The sequence below is a fragment of the Micromonospora sp. NPDC047740 genome, assembly GCF_043204735.1.
Taxonomy (GTDB): Bacteria; Actinomycetota; Actinomycetes; order Mycobacteriales; family Micromonosporaceae; genus Micromonospora.
This window is the reverse complement of the sequence record NZ_JBIDCT010000006.1, coordinates 168,571-192,829: the sequence shown is the minus strand read 5'-3', so window position 1 is coordinate 192,829 and position 24,259 is coordinate 168,571. Positions and strand designations below refer to the sequence as shown.

The window sequence follows — 24,259 nt, the reverse complement described above, 5'->3', positions numbered from 1 at the left end:
GGGCATCGCCGACCTTCCCGTGTCCCCGAGCTGGGGCGGATCATGCGTCGGGACGCAGGGCCAGGTCGAGTACCGCGCCGAGCCCGTTGGGACTGCCGGCGTCGGCGCAGGGCAGCACCAGCACGGCGCAGCCGGCCTGCACGGCCCCCGCGTCGGCGGGGGTGTCGCCCACCATCAGCGCCCGCTCGGGATCGACGCCGAGCATCCCGCACGCCCGCCAGAAGATCCCCGGGTCCGGCTTGCAACGTCCCACCTCGTACGACAGGGCGTACGCGTCGATCAGGCCGTCGAGCTTCCAGGCGGCGAAGAGCGGCCGGAGGTCGAAACCGATGTTGCTGACCACCGCCACCTTCACCCCGGCGGCCCGCAGCGTGGTCAGCACCGCCTCGGTGTCCGGGTACGGCACCCAGCCGTCCGGGATCAGCACCCGCTCGTAGAGCGCGTCGGCGAACCCCTCGATGCCGACGTCGACCGTCTCCGCGAGCCCGGTGTACGCGCCGCGGTGGGCGTGCGGGTATAGGTCACGGTCGGCCCACAGCTCGGCGAGCCGGGGCGGTACCCGGGCCGGCAGCGGGCCGCCGGCCCGGCCGGCGGTCAGCAGCCGGTCGGCCAGCGCGGTGGCCCGGACCCGGTCCAGCTCCACCCCGCACGCCGCCGCGGCGGCCTGCACCCACTCGCGCGGCTCCTCCACCTGCGCGAGCGTGCCGTGGAAGTCGAAGAGCACCGCCTCCACGGGCCGGCGGGACGTGCTCGGGCGGACGGCGTCGTCGGCGCCGCTCGAGGCTTGGGGGGATTCGGCATGGTCCGGCACGTCGTGCACCCTACCGACCCGCACCGACCGCCCTGCCGGACGGCCTTGGCCGGTGGTCGTCGGCCGTACCGATTAATCTTGAAGGCATGTCGAGCCCCGCCGAGCGGTACGCCGCGGCGCGCCGCCGGGCCGCGCAGGCCTCCGCCTTCCCGGCCCTGCACGAATTCGCCCAAGAGCTGGGGTTCGGCCTCGACGACTTCCAGCGCGAGGCGTGCGAGGCGCTGGAGCGGGGCAGCGGGGTGCTGGTCTGCGCGCCGACCGGCGCCGGCAAGACGGTGGTCGGCGAGTTCGCCGTACACCTGGCGCTGCGGGGCGGCCCGACGGCGGCCGACGGCGGCGGGCCGCCCATGCGGCGCAAGTGCTTCTACACCACCCCGATCAAGGCGCTGTCCAACCAGAAGTACCACGACCTGGTGGACCGCTACGGCGCCGAGCAGGTCGGCCTGCTCACCGGCGACAACGCGATCAACGGCGACGCCCCTGTGGTGGTGATGACCACCGAGGTGCTGCGCAACATGCTCTACGCCGGCTCGGCCACGCTGGAGGGCCTGGCCTACGTGGTGATGGACGAGGTGCACTATCTCGCCGACCGGTTCCGCGGCGGGGTGTGGGAAGAGGTGATCATCCACCTGCCCGCCTCGGTCACTCTGGTCTCCCTGTCGGCGACCGTCTCCAACGCCGAGGAGTTCGCCGACTGGCTGGTCACCGTGCGGGGCGAGACCGCGGTGGTGGTCAGCGAGCACCGGCCGGTGCCGCTCTGGCAGCACATGTTGGTCGGCAAGCGGATGTTCGACCTGTTCCACGACGCCGACGCCGCCCGCAAGCACGACGTGCACCCCGAGCTGCTGCGCTACACCCGGGACACGATGCGCCGCCTCGAGCTGGGGGAGGGGCGCAGCGCCGGCCCCGGCGCCGGCCGGCGCGGCCCCCGCTGGCGCGGCCCGATGCGTCCCGACATCGTCGACCGGCTCGACCGGGAGGGGCTGCTCCCAGCGATCCTGTTCATCTTCAGCCGGGCCGGCTGCGACGCCGCCGTGCAGCAGTGCCTCGCGGCCGGGCTACGGCTCACCACCCCCGAGGAGCGGGCGGAGATCCGCCGGGTGGTCGAGTCCCGGGTCACCGCCATTCCCGGCGAGGACCTCTCCGTCCTCGGCTACTGGGAGTGGCTCGACGGGCTGGAGCGCGGGCTCGCCGCCCACCACGCCGGCATGCTGCCCGCGTTCAAGGAGGTCGTCGAGGAGCTGTTCGTCCGCGGCCTGGTCAAGGCGGTCTTCGCCACCGAGACCCTGGCGCTGGGCATCAACATGCCGGCCCGGTGCGTGGTGCTGGAACGCCTGGTGAAGTTCAACGGCGAGGCGCACGTCGACCTCACCCCGGGGGAATACACGCAGCTCACCGGGCGGGCCGGCCGGCGGGGCATCGACGTCGAGGGGCACGCGGTGGTGGTCTGGTCGCCGGAGACCGACCCCCGGCACGTCGCCGGCCTCGCCTCCACCCGCACCTACCCGCTGCGGTCCAGCTTCCGGCCGTCGTACAACATGGCGGTCAACCTGGTCGGCAGCGTCGGCGCGGAGCCGGCCCGGGCGCTGCTGGAGTCCTCGTTCGCGCAGTTCCAGGCGGACCGGTCGGTGGTCGGCCTGGCGCGGCAGGTGCAGCGCAACACGGAGATGATCGAGGCGTACGGCGCGGAGGCGGCCTGCCACCACGGCGACTTCGACGAGTACTTCGCCCTGCGGGTGGCCATCGCCGACCGCGAGCGGGCGCTGGCCCGGCAGGGGCAGACCCAGCGCAAGGCGGCCGCGATCGCCTCGCTGGAGCGGCTGCGGGTGGGTGATGTGATCCGGGTGCCGTCCGGGCGGCGGGCCGGCCTGGCGGTGGTGCTCGACCCGGCCACCGGCGGCTTCGGCGAGCCGCGCCCGCTGGTGCTCACCCAGGACCGCTGGGCCGGGCGGGTCACCCCCGGCGACTTCACCACCCCGGCCGAGGTGCTCGCCCGGATCCGGGTGCCCAAGCACTTCAACCACCGGTCCCCGGCGGCGCGGCGGGATCTCGCCGCGGCGGTCAGCGGCACCGGGCTGGACCGGCACGGCGGCCGGCGGGGCGGGCGCTCCAAGCAGGCGGTCGGCGAGGACCACCGGCTCAGCCAGCTCCGCGCCGAGCTGCGCCGGCACCCCTGCCACGCCTGCCCGGACCGGGAGGAGCACGCCCGCTGGGCGGAGCGGAGCCGCCGCCTGGAGCGCGACACCGAGGAGCTCCGCCAGCGGGTCGCCGGCCGGACCGGGTCGCTGGCCCGTACCTTCGACCGGATCGTGGCGCTGCTGACCGCGCGGGGCTACCTTTCCGCCGACGGCGAGGTCACCGACGCCGGCCGGATGCTCGGCCGGATCTGGACCGAGGCCGATCTGCTGGTCGCCGAGTGCCTGCGCCGGAAGGTGTGGGACGGCCTGTCCCCGGCCGAGCTGGCCGCCGCCGTGTCGGTGGTGGTATTCGAGGCCCGCCGGGACGTGGACGAGCGGGTCTCGCTGCCGCGTGGGCCGGTCGCCGACGCGGTCGACGAGACGCTGAAGCTGTGGAGCGACATCGAGGCGGACGAGGCCGCCCGTGGCCTCGCCGTCACCCGGGAGCCGGATCTCGGCTTCGCCTGGCCGATCTACCGGTGGGCGCGCGGCGAGGCCCTCGCCAAGGTCCTCGCCAGCGGGCACCAGATCGACGGTGAGATGCCCGCCGGCGACTTCGTCCGCTGGGCCCGGCAGGTGGTCGACCTGCTGGGTCAGCTCGCCGACTCCGGCGGCGCCTCCACCGAGCTGCGGGCCACCGCCCGGCAGGCGATCGCCGCCGTCAAGCGGGGGGTGCTGGCCTACCACGGCGCCGCCTGATCAGGCGTGGCCGCTGCCGTCCCGGCGGCTCCGGCGGCGGGCGGGAGCGACGCCGCCGGTCAGGACCCGGTGGCGACGGCGTCCACCAGGCGGCGGCACGAGCCGGCGAGGTTCCACCGCTGCGCCAGCTCCAGCAGCCGGTCCGGGTCCGCGGGCGCGGTCGGCAGCGCGGTGGCCAGCTGCGGCAGCGGTACGTCCGTGGCGACCCGCACCACCTTCGGCGCGACGGCCAGGTAGTCCCGGGCCGCCTCCAGCTTGGTCCGCAGCCCGGGGGCGAAGCCGGCGCCCCGGTCGTCCAGGGCGGCGAGGATGCCGTCCAGCCCGTCGTACCGCTCGATCAGCCGGGCGGCCGTCTTCTCGCCCACCCCGGGCACCCCGGGCAGCCCGTCGCTCGGGTCACCGCGCAGGGCGGCGAAGTCGGCGTACCGGTCGGCGGGGACGCCGTAGCGGGCCCGGACGGCCGCGTCGTCGCAGTCCTCCAGCTTGGAAACGCCCCGCCCGATGTAGAGCAGCCGCACCTGGCGGGCGTCGTCGACGAGCTGGAACAGGTCCCGGTCGCCGGAGACCACCTCCGCCGGGCCGGGCTGGGTCACCGACAGGGTGCCGAGCACGTCGTCGGCCTCGTAGCCGGTGGCACCGACGGCGGTGATGCCGAACGCGTCGAGCACCTCCAGGATCATCGGCACCTGCGGGGAGAGGGTGTCCGGGACCACCTCGCCGCCCTCCGGCGCGACCCGGTGCGCCTTGTACGACGGCAGCAGCTCCACCCGCCACGCCGGACGCCAGTCGTGGTCGAGTGCGCAGACCATCCGGTCGGGCCGGCGGGTGCGGATCAGCTGGGCCAGCATGTCGAGGAAGCCGCGGACGGCGTTGACCGGCTGGCCGTCGTCGGTCTTCGCGGCGGACTCGGGGATGCCGAAGTAGGCGCGGAAGTAGAGGCTGGGGGAGTCGATCAGCAGGATCGGGGGTCGGTGTGCCACGGCACCAGCCTGGCACAGCGGTGTGACGAGGTGGGGGACGGCGATCGGTGCCGCCCGGCCGTCAGCCGCCGTCGCGGCGGTACAGCGTCTCCCGGCGGGCCACCCGCTGCAGCGCGTAGCTCGCGACCAGCAGGACGACCGCCAGCACCACCTCGACCCAGGCCAGGGTCCCGCTGGCGACGATCAGGCCGACCAGGAGCAGCGCCAGCCCGACCACGGCGAGGACGCCGGCCCACAACAGCCGGCGACGCCGTACGGCCCCCCGACCGGTCTCCGACACCGCCCCGCCTCCCTGGACTCTTTCCCCCAGGTTATCCACGTCGACCGGCCGGTGGACCGATAACCGGTGGGTGGCCCGGTGCGCGCCCGGCAGACTGACGGCATGGCGTTCGTACCCGGCCTGACGCTCTGCCGGCGCTTCCACGACGAGGTGCTCGCCCCGCTGCTGGCCCGCCGCCTGCCCGCCGTCCGGTACGCCGCCGGGCTGCTCGACGGCGGCTCGGAGCTGCTCGGGCTGGACACCCCGCGCTCCACCGACCACGACTGGGGGCCGCGTACGCAGCTCTTCGTCGCCGATCCCGCCGACGTCGCGCCGGTGCGTGCGCTCCTGGACGCGGAGTTGCCGGCGGAGTTCCTCGGCTGGCCGACCCGGTTCGCCGGCGGCCCGGACGTCCGGCTGGGCGTGGTGCGGGCCGACGGCGACCGGCACGGGGTGAGCGTCGACGAGCTGGGCGGGTGGCTGCGCGGGCGGCTCGGCTGCGATCCGCGCGCCGGGCTGGGGGTGGCGGACTGGCTGGCCGTGCCCACGCAGCGGCTGGCCGAGCTGACCGGTGGGGCGGTCTTCCACGACGGGCTCGACGGGGCGCTGACCGCTGCTCGCGCCCGGCTGGCCTGGTATCCGGACGACGTGTGGCGGTACGTGCTGGCAGCCGGCTGGCACCGGATCGGCCAGGCCGAGCATCTGGTCGGCCGGTGTGCCGAGGTCGGCGACGAGCTGGGCAGTCGGGTGGTGACCGGCGGGCTGGCCCGGGACCTGATGCGCCTCGGCTTGCTGCTGCACCGCCGCTGGCCCCCGTACGCGAAGTGGCTGGGCACCGTCTTTGCCGCGCTGCCGCCGGCGGCCCCCGTGCTGGACGCGCTGGCCGCCGCCCTCGGCACGGGCGGCTGGCCGGAGCGGCAGGCCGGGCTGGTCCGGGCGCTGGAGACCGTCGCGGCCTGGACCAACGACACCGGGCTGGCCGCCCCGGTCGACCCGAGCGTCCGGCAGTTCCACCACCGGCCGTTCCTGGTCCTGGACGCGGACCGGTTCGTCGCCGCGCTGCACGCCGCCGTCACCGACCCGGACCTGCGGGCCCGCCCGCCGGTCGGCGCTGTCGACCAGTACCTCGACAACGTCGCCGTGCTCACCCACCCGGAGCGGGTCCGCCGGATCGCCGCGGCCGTCCTGCCGGACTGACCGCCACGCCACGCGGGCGGGACCGGCCGGCCCGGGCGGTCGGTCAGCGCGTGGAGTTCGTCCGCCACAGCGCCGTGGCGAGCCAGAGCAGCCCGACGCCGACCAGCGCGCCGTGCCCGATCCGGATGGCCGCCGGGGCGAAGAACTGTGGCAGGAAGAGCAGGAATCCGAGGGCGAACGGCACCCCGCTGAGTTTGGACATCCGGCCGCTGCGCCAGACCGCTGCCGCGGCGAGGGCGGCGCTGACACCGAGCGCCACCAGGCCCGCCAGGAAGCTGGTGCCCGCCACCGGGTCGAACCGTACCTGGTCGGCCATGGCGAGGATGTCGATCTGCGGGTTGGCGGCGGCCTGGGTCGCGATCGTGTGCAGGCCGAACGCCTCGGCGCCGTAGTAGGGCAGCACCAGGCCGGCGCCGACCGCACCGGTGACGAAGGCGGTGACGGCGGTGCGGCCGGCCCGGGTGCCGGCGACGGCCTGGGCGAGGGCCAGCAGGCCGAGCGGCACCAGGATGAAACCGATCATGGCGAAGGTGTGCGCGGGCACCCAGGTGCCGGCGGACATCGCGGCGAGGGCGCCGGCTGCGGTGGACTCGTCGTGCCAGGGGCGGAGGGCGGGATAGAGGACGAACATGACGGCTGCGGCGGCGAAGGCGGCGGCGCCGACTCGGATCCGGCTGATCGGGGGCTCCTTGACTCGTTGAGGGGAGGTGTGGGCAGCGATGGCGAGGAACGCCACGGGGTCCCCGCGGAGCCAGCTATTCGCTGTAGCCAAAAAGCTAATGCCATTAGCTTTCGGTGTCAAGGGAGCACCCCGGTCCTGGCCGCCGCACGGCAGTGACGTGGAAGCAGCGCCCACGGCGACGCTGCCCCGGGTCAGCCGACCGCCGCGACGGTCCGCTCTGCCGGGTCGTCGACCCGCAGGTCGGTGAGGTCGCGCAGCTTGCGGACGGGGGAGAGGAGCAGGGCCAGCGGGGCCAGCGCCGTGGCCGCGGCGAACACGAGCAGCGTGGCGCGCGCCCCGGCGAGGCCGGCCAGCGCGCCGGCGGCCAGCCCGCCGACGGGGATCGCGCCCCAGGAGACGAAGCGGACCGTGGCCATCACCCGGGAGAGCAGGTCCGGCGGGCTGGCGGTCTGTCGGTAGGTGCGGGTGGTCACGCTGAGCACCACCACGCCGCCGGCGAAGACCACGTTGCCGGCGGCGAACGCCAGGTATGCCGGCCAGCCGGCGCCGACCGGCACCAGGAACGCGCCCCCGACCGCGAGCAGGCAGGCGACCACCAGGGACCGGGCGGTGCCCCACCGTCTCGTGATCCATGGGGTCAGCGTCGCGCCGACCAGCGATCCGACCCCCTCGACCGCGAGCAGCACGCCGACCAGGGCGGCCGGGGCGTGCAGCTCCCGGACCAGGTAGAGCGGGTAGACCGCCAGCTGGGCCCCGCACACGAAGTTCACCGCGGTGGCCGTCCACATGGTCGGCCCCATGACCGGGTGGCGGGTGACGTACCGCCAGCCCTCGCCGATCATGGCGCGCACCGGCGGCCGGCGGTCCGGGGCGTCGCCGCGGCGGGCGGGCAGGGACCACAGCAGCGCGGCGGACACGAGGTAGCTGGCGGCGTCGACCAGCACGGCCGGCACCGCGCCGAGCGCCTGCACCGCCAGGCCGCCGAGGGACGGCCCGCTGAGCTGGGTGCTGGCGTGGGTGGCCGAGGTGAGGCTGTTGCGGGCGTGCAACTGCTCCCGGGAGACGATGGCCGGCAGGAACGTGGCGTTGGCGACGTCGAAGAGTACGTTGGCGAAGCTGACCACCAGGGCCACGACGACCAGCTGGGCGATGGTCAGCAGGTCCCACCACCAGGCGAGCGGGATGGAGGCGACCGCGAGCGCCCGGGCCAGATCGGCGCCGACCTGCGCACCGCGCAGCGGCAGCCGTTGCACGATCACGCCGGCGGGCAGCCCGATCACCAGCCAGGCGACGTAGTTCGCGGCGGCGATCAACCCCATCTCGAACGCGGACGCGTCCAGCACGGTGAGCGCGGTCAGCGGCAGCGCGACCGCGCCGACCGCCGACCCCACCGAGCTGGACGTGCCGGCCGCCCACCAGCGCCAGAACACCCCGGCCCCCTGCCCGACGGACATGCCGCCAACCCCCGATCCGAGCCATTGAGTTCCAATCTGGAACGGACTATAGTCGAGGCGGCCGGCCGAGCGGGAGGTGGAGTGTGAGGCGCGCGGATCTCGGCGACGCCGACTGCGGCATCGCGCAGGCGCTCGGCGTGCTCGGCGACTGGTGGACCTTCCTGATCGTCCGCGAGATCGCCGGCGGCACCACGCGGTTCGACGCGCTGCAGCGGGAACTGGGGGTCAGCCGGCGGGCGCTCACCGAACGGCTCGGCGGCCTGGTCGAGCAGGGGGTGCTGCGCCGCCGGCCGTACTCGGCCCACCCGCCGCGCCACGACTACCTGCTGACCGGCAAGGGCGAGGCGCTGCTGCCCGTGCTGGTCGCTCTGCAGGACTGGGGGACCCGGCACGTGATGGGTGACGGTGAGCTCACCGCCACGGCGGACGCCGACTCCGCCGAGGCGCGCCGGGTGCACCGTCTGGTGGGTCGCTGCATACCGGACATGACGTTGCGCCGGCACGACGGTGGGGCGGAACCACCCGCCGTGCCCGCTCGGTGGACCGTGCTCTACCTGTTCCCGGGTGCGTTCGCGCCGGGGACCCAGGGCCCTCCGCCGGCCTGGGGGGAGATCCCCGGCGCCGTCGGATGCACTCTCGAGTCCCGTACCTACGCCGACCGGCACGAGCTCTTCCGGGCCGCCGGCGCCGAGGTACGCGGGGCGAGCACCCAGCGGCCGGACCAGCTGCGGGCCTTCGCCGAGCACGCCCGCCTGCCGTACCCGCTGCTGTCCGACGAGGACGGTCGGCTCGGCGCCGGCCTGCTGCTGCCCACGTTCCGGGCGGGTGGGGTGCCACGGTTCAAGCGGCTGACGCTGCTGATCGACCCGGAGTCGGTGGTGCGGGCGGTGCAGTTCCCGGTGACCGACCCGGCCGGCTCGGTCGACGAGATGCTCGACGAGGTCCGCCGACGGGCCGTCGGCCAGGCATGGCACCGACCACAGCGGTAACACCGGGAAGCCCGGCTCCTTCACCCTCGACGGCATCCCCTGCACGATCGCCTGACAGCGGGACGGCCGCCGGGTGGCCACCCGGCGGCCGGCGGCCGTCTCCCGACCACCCCTGCCCGCATGGCCACGCCGACGTCGGGTACGCGATCAGGACGGCCGAGAATCCAGCAGGAACGGGGTGAACCGGAATGAAGGTCCGTAGCTCTCTCCGTGGGCTGAAGCGGAAGGTCAACTCGATCGTGGTGCGCCGGCGCGGCAAGGTCTTCGTGCTCAACAAGGCGGACCCACGGCAGAAGGCCCGCCAGGGCTGACCGAACTGACCCGGGTGAATTCTCGTCGACGGCGGGTTTGGTGGCGCGCGCCACCCCCGCCGTGCGGCGAGTTGGCACCGGATTGCCAGTTTATGGGCGCTATATCCATCGTCCGTTCGGTTGATTGGATGACGACCGTTGGTCTAGGGTGACTGACACGACCGGTGCTGGGAGCCCCGTCTCCCCAGGACAGGAAGGGCAGTATGACTACGACGACCATCGCGCCGACGACGACCACGGACGTGCACCGCACGGCGACCAGCGGCGAGGAGACCCGGGCCAGCGAGCTGATTGCCGCCCTTGCCGCGCTGCCCGCGGAGCATCCGGACCGGCCGGCCCTGCGCAACCAGGTTGTCGAGGCGTGGCTGCCGCTGGCCAACCACCTCGCCGCTCGCTACAGCGGCCGGGGTGAGCCCACCGGCGATCTGGCCCAGACGGCGGCCCTCGGCCTCATCAAGGCGGTGGACCGGTTCGACGCCTCCCGCGGCGTCGACTTCGCCGGGTTCGCCATCCCGACCATCCTCGGCGAGATCAAGCGGCACTTCCGCGACCGCACCTGGAACATCCGCGTGCCGCGTCGCCTCCAGGAGCTGCGGCTGCGCATCTCCGAGGCGAACAGCACGTTGACCCATACCCTCAACCGGGCCCCCACGGTGGCTGACATCGCCGCCCATCTCGACCTCACCGAGGAAGAGGTCCTCGAGGGCCTGGAAGGGGCCCGCGCCTACAACGCCGTCTCGCTGTCGACCCCGATCGGCGACGGCGACAGCGCCACCGAGTTGGGCGACACCCTCGGCACCGAGGACGGCGAGTACGAGCTGGCCGAGCTGCGTGCCTCGCTCGGGCCGGCGCTGGCCACGCTGGACGAGCGGGAGCAGCGGATCCTCACCCTCCGCTTCTACGGCAACCTGACCCAGAGCGAGATTGCCGCCCGCGTCGGGGTGTCCCAGATGCACGTGTCCCGGCTGCTCGCCCGCGCGTTGGCCAAGCTGCGCGGCCAGCTCGCCGAGGCCTGATCCGCCGGGGCGGACTCCGCGCCGCCCCGTGGTTGCACGAGCGTGCCGCGTTCCCTGCCCCGTCACCGGTTCCCCGGTGGCGGGGCGCTTCAGTTCACCCTTTGTCCGTCGTCGTCGGTCGCCGTTCCCGAGCCGGGGCATCGGCTGAACGGCGAGGTGAGTGAACCGGGTGGCACTTGATTTCTGTGAAGTAACGTGGTATTATGTCCGCTTCTGACTGGTAGCGTGGCGGCTCCCTGGGGGGTGTGTCCCGTCGCGCCGCCCGGGGTTCCACCGACGGCCCGCCATCCCGGCGCGGTCGCCCTCCGGGAAGGACCAGTCACGTTGCCCGACGCTTCCACCGTCCCGCTCGACAGCCGCGTCCGTAGCTTCCTCGCCGCGCTCGGGCCGGCCGCCGGCCCCGCGGACAGCCCCGCTGTCGACGACTGCTTCGCCGACCCGTTCCTCCTGGCCGACGACACCGGCGCCCGGCCCGTCCCCCGGGCCGCGTTCCTCGCCGCGCTGCCCCGTCGGGCGCAACTCTTCGCCGACCTCGGGCTCGGCCCCGCGGCGCTGACCGGCGTCACCTGTCAGCGCCTCGACGACCGCTACGTCCTCGCCCGTACCGACTGGGAGGCATCCCGGGTGGACGGCGGCCGACCGGTGCCGCTCGCCTCCTCGTTCCTGCTGCACGACGACGGTGAGCAGTTCCGCGTCGTGCTCTACCTCAACCACCAGGGCCTGCCGCAGGCCTGACCCACCCGGCCGACCGGGGACTGACATCGCCCCGGCGCGGAGTGGGCGGTTGCCCGCCGGCCGGCAGCCCCGGGTCGGGCAGGCCCTACAGGCCGGCGCACGCCGCGCCGTCGATGGTGCAGCCGGCGGGCGCCGTGGCCGACGCGTCCGGGTCTCGGACGTCGAACCGGAACGTCCGCGAACCCCCGGCCGGCACGGCCGGTCCGGTGAAGGTGACGACCTGCCCTTTCTGCTTGCCGTCGGCCCCATTGACGTTGCCGATCTCGGCTCGCGCCCCGAGCGTCACGAGTACCGTCCAGCCATCCTTCGCCGCGCTGCCGGGATTGGTGATCGTCACCGCGCCCCGGTAGCCGAACAGCCGGTCGGAGACGGTCTCGTAGCTGGCGGTCAGGGCGGGGGCGGCCGGCGTCGTCGCGCTGGGGGTGCGGCTGGGCGTGGCCGTCGGGGTCGGGGTTGGAGTCGGGGTAGGGCTGTGCCGGCTCGCGGCGGCCGCCGTGCGGGTCGGGGTGGGCTGGGGAGCGCGGCTGGTGGCGCTGGGCAGGACCAGCGGCGCGGACTGCGGTGTGGTGTCCGGTAGCTGAGCGGCCGGCCGCCGGGTCGCCCACACCCCCGTCCCGACCAGCAGCGCGAGGCAGGCCAGCGCGCCGATGACCACCGCCCACAGGCGCCTGGTCCGGGCCCGGCCGTCCCCGAGCAACCGGACCACCGGCAGTTCGGCGGTCAGTCCGCCCTCGGCGCGGCGCAGGTCGACCTGCTGAAACGCCAGCCAGTCGAGGATTGCCGGCAGCCGTACGGCCAGCGCCTGCTCGTGTTGCTCCGCTCGGCGGTCGCCCTGTGCGTCGTTCCACTCGCCCTGCTCCAGCATCTCGTACAGGGACAGCCGGCAGCCGTGGCTGGTGGGGGCGATCGTGCAGGTCAGCACGGTCTGCCGGTCGCCCTCCTGGCAATGCAGCACCAGCCGCTCCGGCGCCTGCCGCTCGACCACGGTCGCCTCGACGTCGGCGTCGAAGCCGGGCAGCCCCGCCGTCCGCAGCAGCAGCCGGTCCGGGGCGTCCGCCGCCGGCGCGGTCTCGACGAACCACTTGGTGAGGTACGCCGTGTCGGTCAACGCTCGCCAGACCCGGGCAGGCGGGTGGAACAGTTCGACCTCGGTGCCGATCTCGATCACGCGCAGATGCTACGGCCCGGGCTGTCCCACCATTCCGGACGGTCGGCCCTTCTGCGTGCGTCACTGCGCCGGCTGCTCCGGGCCCTCGTCGTGCCAGCGGGCCCGCCAGGCGGCCTCACTTCGAAGAAGACCTCGAACTTGTCCACCCGCGCGGCCGGGGCGATCGGGACAGCAGGCCCCAGCCGTCCCCGCCACCCCTTCCCGCCCACTCGACGAGTCTGTCAGCGCCGCCCCGGCGCGCGCGGCCGAATCCGCCGGCATGGGCCGGGCCGTCGGTCGTCCCGCTGGTCGCCCGGTGCGCGACCGGCCCGGCCCCACGTCGCCGAGCTGATCGACGGGCTGTGACGGCCGGGCTCAGTCGCCCAGCCGCTGCTTGGCGAGGAACTTCGGCACCACCATCCGCCACGACTCGGTGACCAGCTCGGTCATCTGGTCGTGGTCGAGCCGCTCGAGGTGGCAGCACACCCAGTTGAACCGCAGGTCGGACGGGCGGGGGAGGAAGAACAGGTCCGGCTCGGCGGCGATGAGGCCGTCCCGCTGCTCCTTCGGGTAGCCGAAGCCCATCGTCCGTTCGTCGCGGGAGAACGCGACGTAGACGATGGCGCCGACACGGAACTTGATCCGGTCGCGGATCAGGTGCTCGCTGGTGCGGGGCAACGTCCGGGCCAGCGCCCGGACGTCATCGACGGTGACCACGGGACGGACGGTAACTCCGCCGTACGACATCGTCCGCGTCCGGCGTCAGCGGTGCGCGCTGGTGCGGCCCTCGGTCGCGGCGGCGGGGGCGGCCAGGGCGAGCGTGGCCCGGAGCGTGTCGACCAGCGGGCCGTCCGGCTGTTCGAACCAGTACTGGACGGCGACCCGCAGGGTGGCCAGGAAGGCGGCGGCCAGGATCCGGGAGCGCAAGGCGGGGTCGGGACCGGTGAGCCGGTGGGCCAGCTCACCCGCCAGTTCCCGCTCGATCGCCCCGTACGCGGCGACCTGGTGCGCGAGGAGGCCGGGGTGTCCGTGCAGTTGGCGGCGTCGGGTGAGCCAGGACACGGTGGGGTCCTCGAACATCTCGCCGGCCTGGTGCAGGGCGGCCCGGCTCAGCGCGGTCCACGGCGGCTCGTCGGTGGGCCGCTCGCGCAGCAGTTCCAGCATCCGGCGTAGCCGCACGGTGTCGCCGTGGAAGAGCGCCTCCTCCTTGCTGGAGAAGTAGTTGGAGAAGGTCCGCCGGGAGACGTTGGCGGCGTCCGCGATCGCCTCGACGGTGACCCGCTCCGGTCCCTGCTCCACCGCGAGGCGCAGCGCCGCCTCGTGCAGGGCGAGCCGGGTCGCCGCCTTCTTCCGTTCCCGCAGCCCGGTGCCCTCCGACATGCGCACCAGCCTACGTGATCCATTTCTCAACGAGCAAACTTGCCTACTGCGCAAGATTCGCCAATTATTGCTTGAGGCAACCAACTCCGTCTGGAGGACAACCGTGGACCCCGCCACCCGCGAACTCGGCACGCGCCTGCAGGAGCTGCTGACCGGCGTGCGGCTGCTCAAGCAACAGCGCGCCGACGACCGGCCGGTCGTGCCGCCCGGCCTGGTGGGCCTCCTCATGCACATCGACCGCTGCGCCACCGGGTGCCACGCCCGGGAACTGGCCGAGCGGACCCGGCTCGACCCGTCGACCGTCAGCCGGGCGGTCGCCGCCCTGGTCGCGCACGGCCTGGTCGACCGGCGTGCCGACCCCAGCGACCGGCGGGCCAGCCACCTGACCGTCACCGCGGCCGGCCGGGCGGCCCTGGCCGACACCTACGACTGGTACGGCGGGGTGCTCGCCCGAGCGCTCGCCGACTGGACCCCCGGCGAGGTGGCGGCGCTGTCCGCCGCGCTCGGCCGGTTCACCCGCGACATCGAGGTCGCCCTCGCACACCACGACAACCTGGAGGACGCGCAATGAGCGAGCGCAGCGAGCGAATCATCAGACGCAGTGCGGCGGAGCCTCGTGCGGCCGCCGAGCGCAGCGAGGTGGCCGCATGAGCGCACCCACCGCAGCCGAGCCCATGGGCAAGCGACAGACGCTGGAAGCACTCAGCGGTCTGCTGCTGGTGCTCTTCGTCGCCATGCTCAGCGGCACGGTCGTCTCGACCGCCCTACCGAAGATCATCGGAGCGCTCAACGGCTCGCAGACCCAGTACACCTGGGTGGTCACCGCCACCCTGCTCACCGCGACGGCGACCACCCCCATCTGGGGCAAGCTGGCCGACCTGTTCAACAAGAAGATCCTCATCCAGGCCGCCATCGTGGTCTTCCTGGCCGGCTCGGTGGCCGCCGGCTTCGCGCAGAACGCCGGCCAGCTCATCGGCGCCCGCGCGTTCCAGGGCATCGGCGTCGGCGGCCTGCAGGCCCTCGTCCAGGTCGCCATCGCGGCGATGATCCCGCCGCGCGAGCGCGGCCGGTACAACGGCTACCTCGGTGGCGTGATGGCCCTCGCGACCGTCGGTGGCCCGCTGCTCGGCGGTCTCATCGTGGACACCTCCTGGCTCGGCTGGCGCTGGTGCTTCTTCGTCGGCGTCCCCGTCGCGGTCGTCGCGCTGGTCCTGCTCCAGGCCACGCTGCGCCTGCCCACCGTGCGCCGGGACAACGTCAAGATCGACTACCTCGGCGCGTCGCTCATCGCCGCCGGGGTCAGCCTGCTGCTGATCTGGATCTCGTTCGTCGACAGCTCGTTCGCCTGGATCTCCTGGCAGAGCGGCACCATGGTCGGCGGCTCGCTGCTCCTGCTCGCCCTGGCCGCCTGGGTCGAGTCGCGGGCCGCCGAGCCGGTCGTCCCGCTCGACATTGTCCGGGAGCGCACCACCGCCCTGGCCATCCTCGGCAGCCTCGCGGTCGGCATGGCCATGTTCGGCGGCGCCGTCTTCCTCGGCCAGTACTTCCAGATCGGCCGCGGCTACAGCCCGACCGAGGCCGGCCTGCTCACCATCCCGATGATGGCCGGCGTCCTGCTCTCGTCGATCGTCGTCGGCCGGCTCATCACCCAGACCGGCCGGATCAAGCCGTACATCGTCGCCGGGTCGATCATCCTGGTCGCCGGCTTCGCCCTGCTCGGCACCATCGACCACGAGACCTCGCTCGTGCTGCTCGGCGTGGCCATGTTCGTCGTCGGCACCGGCGTCGGCATGACCATGCAGAACCTGGTGCTCGCCGTGCAGAACACGGTGGCGCTCAAGGACATCGGCGCGGCCAGCTCCAGCGTGGCGTTCTTCCGCTCCCTCGGCGGCACCATCGGCGTCTCCGTGCTCGGCGCCGTCCTGGCCCGCCGGGTCACCGACCGGATCACCCACGACCTGGCCGCCGCGGGCATCCCGACCAACGGCGGTGGGGGAAGCAGCAGCCTGAACCTCAGCGCCCTGCCCGCGCCGGTGGAGCACATCGTCCGCGCCGCCTACGGCGACGCCACCGGGCACATCTTCCTCATCTCGGCCGCGATCGCCGTCGTCGGCATCCTCGCCGCGCTGCTGCTCAAGCCGGTCACCCTGCGGTCCAGCCTCGACCTGCCCGACACCGCACGGTCGGCCGCCGTCGCGGCCGACGCGGTCGACGGCGCACCCGCCTTCGACCAGGTGCCCGTCGACGCCGGGACGAACCGCGATCCGTCCCGCCGCTGACCTGACCCCAGGGTTCAGGGCCGTCGCCGTCCCCGGCGGCGGCCCTGAACCGTCCCAGGCCGGCATCCGCCGGTCGTGACCGAATCGAGAACGTGTGGACACCACGAAGGCGGCCCCGACGGCGGGACCCGACGGGCGGCGCAACGGCGCCCTGCGCCGCGCGGCACGCGAACTGGCGCTCGTCGCCGCGCTGTTCCTCGCGTACAAGATCGGTCGGGTCGCCGCCGCGGGCCGGGCGCCGACCGCGGTGCTCAACGGGGAACGCGTCTGGCGGTGGGAACGGCTGCTCCACCTGCCCGGCGAGACCACCCTCCAGCAGCCGCTGCTCGCCCACGAACTGCTGGTGCGACTGGCCAACGAGTACTACGCCTACGTGCACTTCCCGGCCACAATCCTCTGCCTGGTGTGGTTGTACGTGCGCCACCCCGCGCACTACCGGTGGGCCCGTCGGCTGCTCGCCACGCTCACCGCGGCCGCGCTGGTGCTGCACTTCCTCTTCCCGCTCGCTCCGCCGCGGCTGACCGGCGGGACCGGCATGGTCGACACCGCGAGCCGGTTCGGGCCCACGGTCTACGGCGCACCCGAGGCCGACACGGTGAGCAACCAGTACGCCGCCATGCCGTCCCTACACGTCGGCTGGGCGCTGGTCGTCGCCCTCGTGCTGGTCAGGGCCACGGCCAGCCGGCTGCGCTGGCTCTGGCTGGCGCACCCACTCGCCACGCTGCTGGTGGTCGTCGCCACCGGCAACCACTACTGGCTTGACTGCCTGGTCGCCGCGGCACTGCTCGGCGTCCTCCTGGCGGTGCTGCCCAGACCGGGCAGCGGCCGCCGACCGGTCGCCGCGGCGGTGCCGGACGGCATGACGCGGACCGGCCGCCACGTGCCGCCGCTGCGGGGGCGCCGCGGCCGTCCCGGCGCGTCCCTCCCGGACCGGACCCGGCCCGCCGGCCGGTGGCAGCGCGCGGCCCGCAGATAGCCACCGCCCGCCCGGGGTTCCCCCGGCCTCGGCGTCGCGGTGCGAGGTCGATCTGCTCGCCCGCGTCCGGTGGCCGCGGCCCGGGCCGGTCGGTTAGGGCTTCAGGATGACCTTGACGCAGTCCTCCTGCTTGTTCTTGAAGATGTCGTAGCCCTGGGGCGTGTCCTGGAGCCGCAGGGTGTGGGTGATGATGAAGCTGGGGTCGATCTCGCCCCGGCGGATCCGCTCCAGCAGCGGCCGCATGTAGCGCTGCACGTGGGCCTGACCGGAGCGCATGGTCAGCGAGCGGTTCATGAACGAGCCCATCGGAAACTTGTCGATGAACCCGCCGTACGCGCCGATGGCCATGATCGTGCCGCCGTTGCGGCAGCTCAGGATCGCCTCGCGCAGCGCGTGCGGCCGGTCCGTCTCCACCTTGGCCGCCTGCTTCGCCCGGTCGTACGCGTGCAGCGCCGCCGACGCGTGGTGCCCCTCCATCCCGACCGCGTCGATGCACGCGTCCGGGCCCCGGCCGGCGGTCATCTCCCGCAGCGTGTCCAGGACGTCGGTCTCCTCGTAGTTGATCGTCTCCGCGCCGGCCTTGTCCCGAGCCATCCGCAGCCGGTACGGGTACCGGTCGATGACGATCACGCGGCCGGCGCCCAGCAGGTAGGCGCTGACGGTGGCCAACTGGCCGACCGGACCGGCACCCCAGATGGCGACGGTGTCGCCGGGCTTGATGTCGCACTGCTCGGCGGCCATGTAACCAGTGGGCAGCACGTCGGACAAAAACAGCAGCTTCTCGTCCGGCAGGTCGTCCTCGATCTTGAGGGCGCCGACGTCGGCGTAGGGCACCCGCACGTACTGCGCCTGGCCGCCCGCGTACCCGCCCATCAGGTGGGAGTAGCCGAAGATGCCGGCGGGGGAGTGGCCCATCGCCAGCTCCGCGATCGCGGCGTTCGGGTTGGAGTTCTCGCAGACCGAGTAGAGCCCGTTCTGGCAGGAGATGCAGTCACCGCAGGCGATGGGGAAGCCGACGACCACCCGGTCGCCGACGCGCAGCCCGTCCCGCGCGCTCTGGCCGAGTTCCACGATCTCGCCCATGAACTCGTGCCCGAGGATGTCACCGCGCTTCATCGCGGGGATGAACCCGTCGAGCAGGTGCAGGTCGGAGCCGCAGATGGCGGACGAGGTCACCCGGACCACGGCGTCGCGGGGGTTGAGGATCTGCGGGTCCGGTACGTCTTCGACCGCCACCCGGTTCGGAGCGATCCAGCAGTTGGCTTTCATCTTGTCCCCCTCACGCGATCCGGGCCAGCGGTCGGGCCGGGCGCTGCCGGGCCTGCGCCTTGACGCTCGTCCCGTCCGGCATGCCGTCGGATCGGGCGATCTCACCGGTCTCGATGACCTGCTTGAACCGCCGTAGGTCGTCGCAGATCTGTTGTTGCGGGTTCTCGCCGAACGCGCGTGCCGCCAGCCGGCCCATGGCGCGGCCGGGCACTGAGTACTCCAGCTCGACCCGCACCTCCGTGCCCCGGTTGCCGGCGGCCGGCATGAACCGCACGCTGCCGCCGTTCGGCACCCGCGCGCCGTCGAGGGAACGCCACCGGATCAGCTGGTTGGGCCGGTCCTCGATGATCTCGGCCTCCCACTGCACGCTCCGGCCGGCGGGGGCCTTCGCGGTCCACCGGGACCGGCGTGGGTCCGTCCGGCGTACCGACTCGAGGTGGTACATGAAGCGGGGCAGGTTCTCGAAGTCGTGCCAGAAGTTGTAGGTCTCCTCGGGGGTGCGGTTGACCGTCACCGAGCCGTAGGCCCGGCCGCCGTCGTAGACCCGGCGGCGCTGGGTCGCACGGATCGAGGCGTACAGGTCGACCGCGGTGATCCCGGCGAGGGCGGCCATGGTGTACGTCAGCCGGCGCCGCCGCTCGCCGCGGCGGTTACGCATCGCCTGGCCGGTCGCGGCCAGGTCCAGCACGTCACCGGCGACCCGGGTCCACCCGGCCAGGCCGGCCCGGCGCGGAATCAGCAGCGCGGCGGCGTGGCCCAGCTCCCGGGCGCCGGCGGCACGCAGGACCATCCGGGCGGTGCGTGAATCGTCGACGCCGCATGCCTGGGCGACCCTGGACCCGCCGGCGAGGGCGGTCACGCCGAGACCGAGGCTGACCCAGCCGAGCAGACGCGCCAGCCCTTCCGATCCGCGGTCCTGCGCCGCTCGCTCGATCCCGAGGGTGTCCGTCACCGAGCGGACCCCCATGGTCGTCTTTCCTGTCATGCCTGCTCACCCGTCTTCGAGTAGTTGGTGCCGGCGAACGGCGTGGCGTCCGGTACTGGCCGGCGTGCCTTACCCGCAAAATCCGGCCCCACACCCGTGACTCGGGTCGAATCCACCGGCCGGCCAGGCCGTGGGGACCGCCGCTCGCCACGACGCACGACCGGCAGTCGCGGCGCCGGATTGTCCCGCGGGCCGTGCCGCTGCGGGTCCGTTTGTCCAGGCCGGCCTCGGGAACGCGGCTGGGACGAGCGCGCCGCCGCAGGGGCGGCGCCGCGAAGGGAGGCTGCATCATGGCCAACGCCCAGCAGCCGCTGCGCGGTAAGCGAGTCGCCTTTCTCGCCGCCGACGGGGTGGAGGAGATCGAGTACACGCAGTCCCGGGCCGCCGCGGAGCAGGCGGGTGCCGAGGCACAGCTCATTTCCATCAAGTCCGGCGAGATCCAGTCCATGAACCGGGACATCAACCCGGCCAACCGCTACCGGGTGGACCGTACGGTGGACCAGGCGGATCCCGCCGACTACGACGCCCTGGTGCTGCCCGGCGGGGCGGTCAACCCGGACCGGCTCCGGATGAACCAGGCGGCGATGAACTTCGTCAAGGCGTTCTTCCAGCAGAACAAGCCGGTGGCGGCGATCTGCCACGGCCCGTGGTCGCTGGTCGAGACCGGGATGGTCAAGGGGCGGACGGTCACCTCGTTCCCCAGTCTGCACACCGACATCGTCAACGCGGGCGGGAACTGGGTCGACCAGCAGGTCCAGGTGGACAATGGCCTGGTCACCAGCCGCGCCCCGGGTGACCTGCCGGCGTTCTGCGACAAGATGGTCGAGGAGTTCGCCGAGGGTACGCACCGCCAGGCGGCAGCGGCCTGACGCGTGCCGCGCGCTGGTCCGGGATCCGCGCCCGGTCCAGCGCCCGCCTCTGCGCCCGCCGCGGGGTGTGGAACCGGCCCGAGCGGGAAGGCACTCCGGGTCACCCACCGCGTACCGCTCGCGCGTCGCGACGGACTGGAGAGGCATGGGCGCCAGAACCTTCATCGTGGCCGGAGGGACCAGTGGACTCGGTCTGGCCGTCGCCCGCCTGCTCGTCGAGGAGCATCAGGTGATCGTTCTGGGTGACGTGCCCGACGAGGTCGCGGCGGTGGCCGACGACCTGAAATGCGCCGGAATCGTCTGCGACATCTCCTCCTACGAGCAGGTCCGGGACGCGTTCGCCGCTGCGGTCGACCGGTACGAGGTGATCGACGGCGTCGCCGCGTGCGCGTCGGTGTGGGCGGGCGGTGACCTGGAGGAACTGTCCCCGCAGCGGATCCGCCGCGCGGTCGAGGTCAACGTGCTCGGCACCACGTTCCTGTGCCGGGAGGCCCTGCACCACCTGCACCGGCAGGACTTCGGAAACCTGGTGTACGTCGGCGCGATGGCGGTGACCCGGGCCCGTCCCGGCATTCCCGTCTATCGGGCGACCAAGAGTTACGGCACCAGCCTGATCGAGTCGCTGGCCGAGGCGCAGCACAGCAACCGGATCAAGGTCATGCAGTTGCACCCGGGGCCGATGCCCACCCGGCTGCAGGAGCGGGTCGGCGACGAGTTCCTCGACCAGATCTACGCCATGCCCGAGCAGGTCGCGCCCGAAGTGGTCCGGCTGCTCCAGTTCACCCCCGACGACCTGTACGTCTCCGGGGAGCGGGTACTCCGGGCGGACGGCCGGTGGTAGCCGCCAACGACGCCACCGCGGCCGAGCCACAGATCTCGGCGTGGGCGCCGTTGCGGACGGCGGTCTACCGCAGCCTGTGGCTGGCCCTGCTCGCGGCGAACATCGGCACCTGGATGCAGACGGTCGGCGCCCAGTGGCTGCTGGTCCACACGTCCGACGCCTCCACCCTGGTGGCCCTGGTGCAGACCGCCAGCCTGCTGCCGATGCTGCTGCTGGCGCTGCCCGCGGGCGCCCTCGCGGACACCTTCGACCGGCGGCACCTGCTGATCGCCGTGCAACTCTTCATGGTCGCGGTGGCGCTGGGGTTGACGCTGCTCACGGCGGCCGGGCGGATGCCGCCGGCGCTGCTGCTCACGCTCACGTTCGCCTTCGGCGTGGGGCAGGCGCTGACCCTGCCGGCCTGGGCGGCGGTGATCCCGGAGCTGGTGTCCCGCGAGCAGTTGCGCTCGGCTTCCGCGCTCGGCTCGATCAGCGTCAACGTGGCCCGGGCGGTGGGGCCGGCCGTGGCCGGTGTGCTGATCTCCCGGGCGGGCGTGGCCCCGGTCTTCGGCTTCAACGCCGTGGCGTTCCTGGTGTTCGCGCTGGCGCTGGCCCGGTGGCGGCCCGGCGACGCCCGCGCCGTCGAGGTGCCCGAGCGGTTCACCGCCGCGCTTCGGGCCGGCGGCCGGTACGTGCGCCACTCGCCGACCGTGCGCCGGCTGCTGCGCCGCGCGCTGGTGTTCGTGATCCCGGCGAGCGCGCTGTGGGCGTTGCTGCCGCTGGTGGCCAGCCGGCGGCTCGGCCTGGGCTCCAGCGGATACGGCCTGTTGCTGGCCGCGCTCGGCGTGGGCGCCATCGTGGGCGCCCTGCTGCTGCCGTGGATCCGCACCCGGATGACCGCCAATCAGTTCCTGCTGGTCGCCGGGGTCCTGTACGGGGCGACGCTGGCCGTGGTGGCGTCGGTGCGGATCATCCCGGTGGTGCTGGTCGCGCTGCTGCCCGCCGGGGTGGCCTGGGTGGCCGTCCTGGCCAACGTCAACGCCGAGATCCAGCTGTTCCTGCCGGCCTGGGTACGCGCCCGCGGCCTGGCCGTCTACCAGGTGGTCCAGGGCGGCGGGCAGGCGGTCGGCGCGTTCGTGTGGGGCGTGGTGGCCGACTTCGGTGGGCTGGTCACCGCGTTCTACGTCGCCGCCGTGCTGATGCTGATCGGCGCGTTGACCTCCCAGATCTGGCCGCTGCCGGACCTGCGCGGGGTGATCAAGGATCCGGCCGTCTACCGGCCGCCGCTGTCGCTGGTGCTCGAACCGGACCCCCGGATCGGTCCGGTGCTGGTGCTGGTCACGTACACCGTCCGGCCGGAGCGGGAGGCCGAGTTCCTGGCGGCGATGGACCACATCCGCGGCTTCCGGCAGCGCACCGGGGCGATGCGATGGGGCCTGTTTCGCGCCGGGGAGACCCCGGACCAGCTCACCGAGGTCTATCTGGTGCCGTCCTGGGACGAGCACCTGCGCCAGCACGGTGGCCGGTTGACGGAGGCCGACCAGCAGGCCGAGGACCGGGCCCGGGAACTCGCCGAGGGCGCGCCGGAGGTGCGCCACCTGCTGCCGGCCGCGGCCGACCTGGCGATGACCGACCATCAGGCGGCGGCGTGACCGGCGCCGCCGGCAGCGCAAGCGGCGTGTGCCGCGTCGGGCGCTGGCCGTTCGTCAGCCCTGGGCCGTGGTTCCGGAATGCCCCCCGTTCCGGATGCTAGTGCGGTGTCCACTAACGTTCACCGGGTTTCCGGTGCACTGTTGTGGATCCTCGCCGTTATGGCGAGCGACTCCCCACCTGGTGGTGGGGCGGGCCTCCGCGGGCCAACTGATCCTCTCGCCGCTTGTGGTGGGCGGCGGGGGTCACGCCGGGACTGGCCGGCACCGGGTAGGTGTCGGCCGGCTCGACGGTGCGTGACCACCTTCGGCAGCACAACGGCTGCTGTGGGGGTGGTGGGTCCGCCGCCCGGGGTGCGGGTGGCGATGATGGCAGCCGCGATCAGATCGCGGTGCCCGGAGAACTGGCAGTGCGGGCAGGAGAGGGTCCGGCCGCGGGGTTTCGGTACCCGCCGCAGACAGGCGGGGCAGGTGGAGGACGTGCCGCGTTCGTTAACGGGGTCGACGGTGATACCGGCCTGGACAGCTTTGTCGGTGAGGACCTGCATCAGCCGGCCGATCTGCCATTGCCGCAGCCGCAGGTTGTGCCGCCGCCCCGCGTCGATGTCGAGGATCCCGCGTGGGTTACCTACCCTGAGCACACCGACCCGCTGCTCCACCGCCCACGACACCACGGTGCGGGCGGCTTCGTGTTGGGCCTGCCGGACCCGGCGCTTGTGCCGGCCCTCCACCAGCCGGGCCCGGCGGCGGTATTTCCGCCACCGCCGTGACCCTTCTGGCCCGGCTTCGGCGCCCGGTAGGCCACGGCGCGGCGGCGGGTTTTGGTGTCGGCGAGATGCATACGGTGCTCGGCGCGGATCGCCCGCCCCGACACCAACAGGCCCTCACCGTCGCGGCTGGCGACCGCATACGGGTGGATGATGCCCAGGTCGACTCCGGCAACCCTGGCCGGGTCCGGCCCCTCACCGGGTGGATACACCGCCACGGGGACCTCGGCGGTGATGTCGAGGAACAGCCGGCCGCCCTCGCACAGCAGGGTGACCGAGCGGACCTGCTCGACCGGATACGGCACCTCCCGCGCCAACCGGATCCACAACGGCGACGCGCCTTGCGCGGTCGGGACACGCACCCGCCGCCCGTCCAGGGTGAACGTGCCGTGATACCAACGCACCGGCATCAACGCCCGCCGACGCCGCGGAAACCGCGCCGACAGGTCACCGTCCTGGCGGGCTTTCGCCGCCGCGAACCACGCATCGGAGAACCGCCGCAACACCGACCGGGCACCCGCGCTGTCCAACTCCCCGAACGTGCCCGGCCCCGACCCCGACAGCTCCCGGCACAACGCCTGATAACCAACCAGCGGCGCGTCGTGGCGGCGGCGCCGCCACCCGTTGATCTCCAGGACACACGCCCACACGTCACCGGCCGAGCGCAGCAGGCCGAAGCACCGCCGCCGCTGCCCCGACGTCACCCGCACCGCCACACGCGCAGTCCGGTACACCACCCTGGGCGCGGCGGGGCCCCGACGACGAGGCACGAGCCACACCCAACCCGACGGGTACGACAATTTCCGGC

24 protein-coding genes are annotated in these 24,259 nt (G+C 73.5%); 12 read left to right on the top strand and 12 right to left on the bottom strand.

Features of this window, described 5'->3' with window-relative positions; genetic code table 11:
- Positions 1–40 precede the first annotated feature (40 nt).
- Positions 41–811, bottom strand: a complete 771-nt coding sequence (locus tag ACGF4F_RS13610; RefSeq protein WP_357442505.1) for an HAD-IA family hydrolase — start codon at positions 809–811, stop codon at positions 41–43.
- Positions 812–897: 86 nt separating this feature from the next.
- Between ACGF4F_RS13610 and ACGF4F_RS13605 the strand changes: the two genes are divergently transcribed.
- Positions 898–3,687, top strand: coding sequence for a DEAD/DEAH box helicase (locus tag ACGF4F_RS13605; protein ID WP_357442507.1), 2,790 nt, complete (start codon positions 898–900; stop codon positions 3,685–3,687).
- Positions 3,688–3,746: 59 nt separating this feature from the next.
- On the opposite strand, the gene ACGF4F_RS13600 is transcribed toward ACGF4F_RS13605, so the two are convergent.
- Both ACGF4F_RS13600 and ACGF4F_RS13595 read right to left on the bottom strand, forming a co-directional pair.
- A complete protein-coding gene (locus ACGF4F_RS13600) occupies positions 3,747–4,667 on the bottom strand; it encodes a 5'-3' exonuclease (protein ID WP_357442509.1) in 921 nt (306 codons plus the stop codon).
- A gap of 61 nt (positions 4,668–4,728) precedes the next feature.
- Positions 4,729–4,947 carry a hypothetical protein gene (locus ACGF4F_RS13595; protein WP_357442511.1) on the bottom strand — a complete coding sequence of 73 codons (219 nt, stop codon included), beginning with the start codon at positions 4,945–4,947 and terminating at the stop codon, positions 4,729–4,731.
- A gap of 102 nt (positions 4,948–5,049) precedes the next feature.
- Between ACGF4F_RS13595 and ACGF4F_RS13590 the strand changes: the two genes are divergently transcribed.
- Positions 5,050–6,123 carry a DUF4037 domain-containing protein gene (locus tag ACGF4F_RS13590; protein ID WP_357442513.1) on the top strand — a complete coding sequence of 358 codons (1,074 nt, stop codon included), beginning with the start codon at positions 5,050–5,052 and terminating at the stop codon, positions 6,121–6,123.
- A 43-nt stretch (positions 6,124–6,166) separates the two neighbouring features.
- Here ACGF4F_RS13590 and ACGF4F_RS13585 read toward each other — a convergent pair whose 3' ends face one another.
- Both ACGF4F_RS13585 and ACGF4F_RS13580 read right to left on the bottom strand, forming a co-directional pair.
- Positions 6,167–6,859 (bottom strand): hypothetical protein, encoded by a 693-nt coding sequence (locus ACGF4F_RS13585; protein WP_393077444.1) that lies wholly within the window; start codon positions 6,857–6,859, stop codon positions 6,167–6,169.
- A 137-nt stretch (positions 6,860–6,996) separates the two neighbouring features.
- A complete protein-coding gene (locus ACGF4F_RS13580) occupies positions 6,997–8,259 on the bottom strand; it encodes an MFS transporter (protein ID WP_393077441.1) in 1,263 nt (420 codons plus the stop codon).
- Positions 8,260–8,342: 83 nt separating this feature from the next.
- Here ACGF4F_RS13580 and ACGF4F_RS13575 point away from each other — a divergent pair, with 83 nt between their 5' ends.
- The 4 genes from ACGF4F_RS13575 (at position 8,343) to ACGF4F_RS13560 (ending at position 11,310) form a co-directional block, all read left to right on the top strand.
- Positions 8,343–9,248, top strand: coding sequence for a winged helix-turn-helix transcriptional regulator (locus ACGF4F_RS13575; protein ID WP_357442519.1), 906 nt, complete (start codon positions 8,343–8,345; stop codon positions 9,246–9,248).
- A gap of 188 nt (positions 9,249–9,436) precedes the next feature.
- Positions 9,437–9,559 (top strand): 50S ribosomal protein L36, encoded by a 123-nt coding sequence (locus tag ACGF4F_RS13570; RefSeq protein ID WP_073836781.1) that lies wholly within the window; start codon positions 9,437–9,439, stop codon positions 9,557–9,559.
- Positions 9,560–9,762: 203 nt separating this feature from the next.
- On the top strand, positions 9,763–10,575 hold the full coding sequence (locus ACGF4F_RS13565; protein ID WP_073836783.1) for a SigB/SigF/SigG family RNA polymerase sigma factor: 813 nt from the start codon (positions 9,763–9,765) through the stop codon (positions 10,573–10,575).
- Positions 10,576–10,899: 324 nt separating this feature from the next.
- Positions 10,900–11,310, top strand: a complete 411-nt coding sequence (locus ACGF4F_RS13560; RefSeq protein WP_393077437.1) for a hypothetical protein — start codon at positions 10,900–10,902, stop codon at positions 11,308–11,310.
- An 85-nt stretch (positions 11,311–11,395) separates the two neighbouring features.
- On the opposite strand, the gene ACGF4F_RS13555 is transcribed toward ACGF4F_RS13560, so the two are convergent.
- The 3 genes from ACGF4F_RS13555 to ACGF4F_RS13545 all read right to left on the bottom strand — a co-directional run bounded on the left by ACGF4F_RS13555 (position 11,396) and on the right by ACGF4F_RS13545 (position 13,837).
- Entirely contained in the window at positions 11,396–12,478 is a 1,083-nt protein-coding gene (locus ACGF4F_RS13555) for an SRPBCC domain-containing protein (RefSeq protein ID WP_393077434.1), read from the bottom strand.
- A gap of 354 nt (positions 12,479–12,832) precedes the next feature.
- Positions 12,833–13,174: an MmcQ/YjbR family DNA-binding protein gene (locus ACGF4F_RS13550; protein ID WP_357442526.1), complete on the bottom strand. Its 342-nt coding sequence runs from the start codon at positions 13,172–13,174 to the stop codon at positions 12,833–12,835.
- A gap of 45 nt (positions 13,175–13,219) precedes the next feature.
- On the bottom strand, positions 13,220–13,837 hold the full coding sequence (locus ACGF4F_RS13545) for a TetR/AcrR family transcriptional regulator (RefSeq protein WP_393077431.1): 618 nt from the start codon (positions 13,835–13,837) through the stop codon (positions 13,220–13,222).
- A 103-nt stretch (positions 13,838–13,940) separates the two neighbouring features.
- On the opposite strand from ACGF4F_RS13545, the gene ACGF4F_RS13540 reads away from it, so the two are divergent.
- From ACGF4F_RS13540 to ACGF4F_RS13530, 3 genes are all read left to right on the top strand, one after another.
- Positions 13,941–14,408, top strand: coding sequence for a MarR family winged helix-turn-helix transcriptional regulator (locus ACGF4F_RS13540; protein WP_387423870.1), 468 nt, complete (start codon positions 13,941–13,943; stop codon positions 14,406–14,408).
- 76 nt (positions 14,409–14,484) lie between these two features.
- The gene (locus ACGF4F_RS13535; protein WP_393077428.1) at positions 14,485–16,116 is read left to right on the top strand and encodes an MDR family MFS transporter; all 1,632 of its coding nucleotides are present in this window, start codon (positions 14,485–14,487) and stop codon (positions 16,114–16,116) included.
- A 94-nt stretch (positions 16,117–16,210) separates the two neighbouring features.
- Positions 16,211–17,092, top strand: coding sequence for a phosphatase PAP2 family protein (locus ACGF4F_RS13530; RefSeq protein ID WP_393077425.1), 882 nt, complete (start codon positions 16,211–16,213; stop codon positions 17,090–17,092).
- A gap of 93 nt (positions 17,093–17,185) precedes the next feature.
- Here the strand turns inward: ACGF4F_RS13530 and ACGF4F_RS13525 are convergent, their stop codons facing one another.
- A complete protein-coding gene (locus tag ACGF4F_RS13525) occupies positions 17,186–18,361 on the bottom strand; it encodes a zinc-dependent alcohol dehydrogenase (RefSeq protein ID WP_357442536.1) in 1,176 nt (391 codons plus the stop codon).
- A gap of 10 nt (positions 18,362–18,371) precedes the next feature.
- A complete protein-coding gene (locus tag ACGF4F_RS13520; RefSeq protein ID WP_393077422.1) occupies positions 18,372–19,346 on the bottom strand; it encodes an SRPBCC family protein in 975 nt (324 codons plus the stop codon).
- A 290-nt stretch (positions 19,347–19,636) separates the two neighbouring features.
- Between ACGF4F_RS13520 and ACGF4F_RS13515 the strand changes: the two genes are divergently transcribed.
- The 3 genes from ACGF4F_RS13515 (at position 19,637) to ACGF4F_RS13505 (ending at position 22,687) form a co-directional block, all read left to right on the top strand.
- Positions 19,637–20,215, top strand: coding sequence for a type 1 glutamine amidotransferase domain-containing protein (locus ACGF4F_RS13515; protein WP_393077419.1), 579 nt, complete (start codon positions 19,637–19,639; stop codon positions 20,213–20,215).
- A 145-nt stretch (positions 20,216–20,360) separates the two neighbouring features.
- Positions 20,361–21,056 carry an SDR family oxidoreductase gene (locus ACGF4F_RS13510; RefSeq protein WP_357442542.1) on the top strand — a complete coding sequence of 232 codons (696 nt, stop codon included), beginning with the start codon at positions 20,361–20,363 and terminating at the stop codon, positions 21,054–21,056.
- Positions 21,050–22,687, top strand: a complete 1,638-nt coding sequence (locus ACGF4F_RS13505; RefSeq protein WP_393077416.1) for an MFS transporter — start codon at positions 21,050–21,052, stop codon at positions 22,685–22,687. Before ACGF4F_RS13510 ends, ACGF4F_RS13505 begins: the two co-directional genes overlap by 7 nt.
- Before the next feature lie 119 nt (positions 22,688–22,806).
- Here the strand turns inward: ACGF4F_RS13505 and ACGF4F_RS13500 are convergent, their stop codons facing one another.
- Positions 22,807–23,232 (bottom strand): zinc ribbon domain-containing protein, encoded by a 426-nt coding sequence (locus ACGF4F_RS13500; RefSeq protein WP_393077666.1) that lies wholly within the window; start codon positions 23,230–23,232, stop codon positions 22,807–22,809.
- Positions 23,233–23,312: 80 nt separating this feature from the next.
- Positions 23,313–24,155, bottom strand: a complete 843-nt coding sequence (locus ACGF4F_RS13495; RefSeq protein ID WP_393077413.1) for a hypothetical protein — start codon at positions 24,153–24,155, stop codon at positions 23,313–23,315.
- Positions 24,156–24,259: the final 104 nt, after the last annotated feature.